This is a genomic window from Candidatus Dadabacteria bacterium (assembly GCA_009837205.1).
Classification (GTDB): Bacteria; Desulfobacterota_D; UBA1144; order Nemesobacterales; family Nemesobacteraceae; genus Nemesobacter.
In genome coordinates, this window is record VXTZ01000024.1 from 1 (window position 1) to 3,877 (window position 3,877).

The window sequence follows — 3,877 nt, forward strand, 5'->3', positions numbered from 1 at the left end:
GTTCCACCCACTGGCGGTGGTCTTTCACCCGCAGTACCCTCAGACCCTGCCCCGGATTCTCCCTGCGGAGAAAACGACAGGAAATACCTTGAGAGGTTCTACGAAATGACAAACGGAGAAGGTTGGGATCGGGATGAAAACTGGAGGAACTCCGAAGAGCCCTTGGGGGAGTGGTTTGGAGTAAAAACAGATGAAGACGAAAGCATTGTATCCCTGCGTCTTGCGGATAACAATCTCTCGGGAGATATGCCAACAGAAGAACTTCTGTGTCTTAATGAAAACACGGAACTCAAGGAGCTTGCCCTCTGGGGAAACGATCTTTCTGGAGAAGTTCCGGAGGAACTTGTACTGGCTGTTGAGAGAGCCGTGTTAAGAGACATAGCGGAAATGCATAACATTAATCCCCAGTGGTTTGAGAACTATGAAGACCCTTTTGACTTCGAGGACTGGCACACAGGCGTTACAACGGATGATGATGGAAGAGTGATAGAGCTTGATCTTACCGAAGAAGGAGTAATAGGAGAGCTCCCGGAGAACGTTTCTCAACTTCGAAGGCTCAGGGATATAATGATAACGACAAGTTCTGAAGACGGAGGCTGTGCCTTAAGCCCCGAAGATTCTTCGGCATTCAGCTTGTTTTTCCTGACTCTTCTTGTCTTTGGAGTGCTGGGGAGAAAAAGAGCGCGGGGCTAAGAATTTCCCGCCTGTTTGGAAATAAACGGTAAGAAATTTTTGGCTTGCGCTTTGGGCGTTTTCTTATCTTCAGGGTTTTTCCAAATTGGGGATAAGCCAAGACAAATGACTTCTTCGCTCGAGCTGCCCCTCCCCGTAAAATCATTGTTCCTTGTCTATCCCTGTGTTAAACTCCTGCTCAAAGAAGATTTTCGAATGAGCAGCACACTTTAAAGTTCGAGCAGTGAATTGTTTTCGGGAGGTTTGCGCCGGATAAAAGCACTTTTCCTCCCATGCTTATAAAACTAGGACAGCAAAAGCCATGAGCACCAGAAGAAAACCTAAAATAAAAACGCCGGAGAGAGACATCCCGTCTCTTGACCTCTCCGCAAGACCGAGAAGAAACCGTAAATCCCCTTCCGTAAGAAACCTGGTGCGGGAAACTTCGCTTCTGCCGGGAGACCTCGTGTACCCGCTTTTTATCCATGATAAAAACGCCGACGAAGAAATAGAATCGATGCCCGGATGCAAAAGGTGGAGCATCCCGGGTCTTGTGGAGGAAGTGAGGCAGTCCCACAGCCTGGGCGTCGGGGCGGTAATGATTTTCCCGGCAATCGAAGACGGTCTTAAATCCCCCTTCGCCGAGGAGTGCTATAACCCGAAGGGTCTTGTGCCAAGAGCCATAGCCGCCATTAAAAAAGAGGTTTCGGAAGTTGCCGTCATAACGGATATCGCCCTTGATCCGTACTCAAGCGACGGGCACGACGGCGTGGTGTCCCCGTCCGGGGAAATACTTAACGACGTAACGGTCGAGGTGCTCTGCAAGCAGGCTCTATGTCACGGCGCCGCGGGAGTCGACATAGTCGCCCCGAGCGACATGATGGACGGGAGGGTCGGAGCGATCAGGGAGACTCTCGACGAAGAGGGCCATACGAACGTTTCGATAATGTCGTACACGGCAAAGTACGCCTCCTCTTTTTACGGACCGTTTCGCGGAGCGCTTGACTCGGCGCCGAGGGGCGGGGACAAAATGACTTACCAGATGGACCCCGCTAACTCAAGAGAAGCCTTGAGGGAGCTCATTTTGGACGAAGAAGAGGGTGCGGACATGGTGATGGTGAAACCCGCAGGGTACTACCTGGATCTCGTATCCCAGTTTCGGGAGAATACCGACCTGCCGGTGGCGGCCTATCAGGTAAGCGGCGAGTACCTCATGATAAAGGCGGCCGCGCAATCGGGGTGGCTTGAGGAGGAAAAAATAATCCTTGAAAGCCTTCTTAGTATAAAAAGGGCCGGAGCCGACATCGTAATCACCTATTTCGCGAAAAAGGCGGCCGAAATTCTTAGCAGAACCCAAGGGTGAGGAAAAACCCGATCCATCGACGCGCTTTACAAAATTTTATAGTCGTATAGAATTCCCTTTCTCAAAAAAACATTGGACAGACAAGATGAAAAAAGACATTCACCCAGATTACAACTACGTGGTTTTCAAGGATTCGTTCACCGGGCATATGTTCCTTACGCGTTCGACCAGAACATCCGAGGAAACTACTAAATGGGAAGACGGAAACGAGTACCCGCTTATAAGCGTGGAAATCTCAAGCGACTCTCACCCTTTCTACACCGGAAGGGAAAAGCACTATAAAAAAGAAGGCAGGGTCGAGAAGTTCCGTCGCAAGTACCAGAAAAAGTCCGCCGACAAAGAGACCGCGGAAACCGAATCGCAGTAAGAAGGTTTCAGAATCCCTCCGTTTCTGCCATAACCGAGTGAGGGAAGATGTAACTGCAAAAACGGTTTGGTCACTTTTTCTGTATGCTAAGAACGGCAAACGGGGGCTGGCATAATTTCAAGTTAGATATTTAAAGGAACTGCTTCCCGTATTTAATTTCGGATTTTTTGGCTTCAATTCCACGCTCAAGCTCTTTCAGCCATTGTGTCCATTCTCTCACACCATGTGCTTTAGGGCCGAGGATGACTTCGTCAAAGCAAAAGCTTTTGTGGGCATCTAGGTAAAAACGCGGCGGGATTTGCTTGGTATCAACCTTGATTCCATCTTGTTCTTGTGACATCTTTTCATTGTAATAACAGAATTGGATAACACGAACTTCCCGTTCCTCCTTGTAATGGCTTGCCTTGAAAAGGAAGCGGATATTATCGAGCAGTTCGCGGGCAAGTCGTTTTAGTTTATTCTCTTCGTCGTCTCCTCTTTTAGATACATAGCATTCTACATCTTCCAACGACTTTGCCAGTTCGTTCAGTTCTTTGGAGAGTTCCTCGTTCAGCTCTTTTGAGAGCTCCTCGTTGTTCTCGTTGTTTTCCTTGTTCATGTAAAAGATTTCATAAAGAGCTGGTTTAGACTGTTGCCTTTCCTCTGGATCTTTAAGATCGCCTGTCACCATAGACAGTTCTGATTGTAATCGTTGCATGTCTCCGACTTGTTGTTCATAAGTTTCTGCAAAACAAGTTCCTTCGTGCTCGAAAATCAGACAGGCTCCGGCAGCTTCCTGTCCGTTATGTTTCCCATACGTGCGCCATAGAAATAACTCGTCTTTCTCTCCTTGATTACTCGAACCCACCATAACGAAACTTCCTATATAGGCCGGAGATGGATTAGGCGGGTCTTCATCTTCTTCGTAAAAAACTTTCTTCACGTCTGGTTTATATTTTTTAATTATCTCAAAAAACACACTACCTTCTTCCGGGTCATTCATATAAGCCGCATTGTAGAAGCGGAAGTGTTCTCCATTAGCAAGATCTTTAAGCGTATGGAGGGAAGTATAATGAGCGACTTCCCTACCTTCTTCCGGCTCATAGAACTGTTTTTCCTTTATTTTGACGATTGAATCTAATAACTTTAAATATACTTCAAAGGCTTTAGCCTTATCTTCTTCTTTGCCTTCTTTATAGATATCATCAATCTGAAATGCAATATAATTCCGGGGAAAGATGGATTTCAAATCTGGATTGATTTTGTTACTATCCACAAGATCATCAAAGGCTTTGGGAAAATCTCCTTTTAGTTGATATACATAACCGCGAAGAAGATGTGTTTGCGTCCTCAGTGCATCAGGAGATTCTAGCTCCAGTGCTTTATTTGAATCCTCTATTGCTCGGTCAAAGTCGCCTTTGATATAGTACATGAAACCGCGGTTATAGTAGGCCCCTATATAACTGGGATCGAGTTCTAGTGCTTTATCGAAGTCT

3 protein-coding genes are annotated in these 3,877 nt (G+C 46.8%); 2 read left to right on the forward strand and 1 reads right to left on the reverse strand.

Annotation, left to right across the window (positions count from 1 at the left end):
• The first annotated feature begins 994 nt into the window (after positions 1-994).
• A complete protein-coding gene (gene hemB / locus F4Z13_05470; protein MXZ48685.1) occupies positions 995-2,035 on the forward strand; it encodes a porphobilinogen synthase in 1,041 nt (346 codons plus the stop codon).
• 85 nt (positions 2,036-2,120) lie between these two features.
• A complete protein-coding gene (locus F4Z13_05475; GenBank protein ID MXZ48686.1) occupies positions 2,121-2,402 on the forward strand; it encodes a type B 50S ribosomal protein L31 in 282 nt (93 codons plus the stop codon).
• Between the two features lie 130 nt (positions 2,403-2,532).
• Here F4Z13_05475 and F4Z13_05480 read toward each other — a convergent pair whose 3' ends face one another.
• A complete protein-coding gene (locus tag F4Z13_05480; protein ID MXZ48687.1) occupies positions 2,533-3,813 on the reverse strand; it encodes a DUF2971 domain-containing protein in 1,281 nt (426 codons plus the stop codon).
• Between the last annotated feature and the right edge of the window lie 64 nt (positions 3,814-3,877).

Excerpts from the sequence above, each read along its gene's own strand:
- F4Z13_05475 (MXZ48686.1), top strand. The coding sequence starts at position 2,121 with ATGAAAAAAGACATTCACCCAGATTACAACTACGTGGTTTTCAAGGAT.
- hemB (MXZ48685.1), top strand. The coding sequence starts at position 995 with ATGAGCACCAGAAGAAAACCTAAAATAAAAACGCCGGAGAGAGACATC.
- F4Z13_05480 (MXZ48687.1), bottom strand. The coding sequence starts at position 3,813 with ATGTACTATATCAAAGGCGACTTTGACCGAGCAATAGAGGATTCAAAT.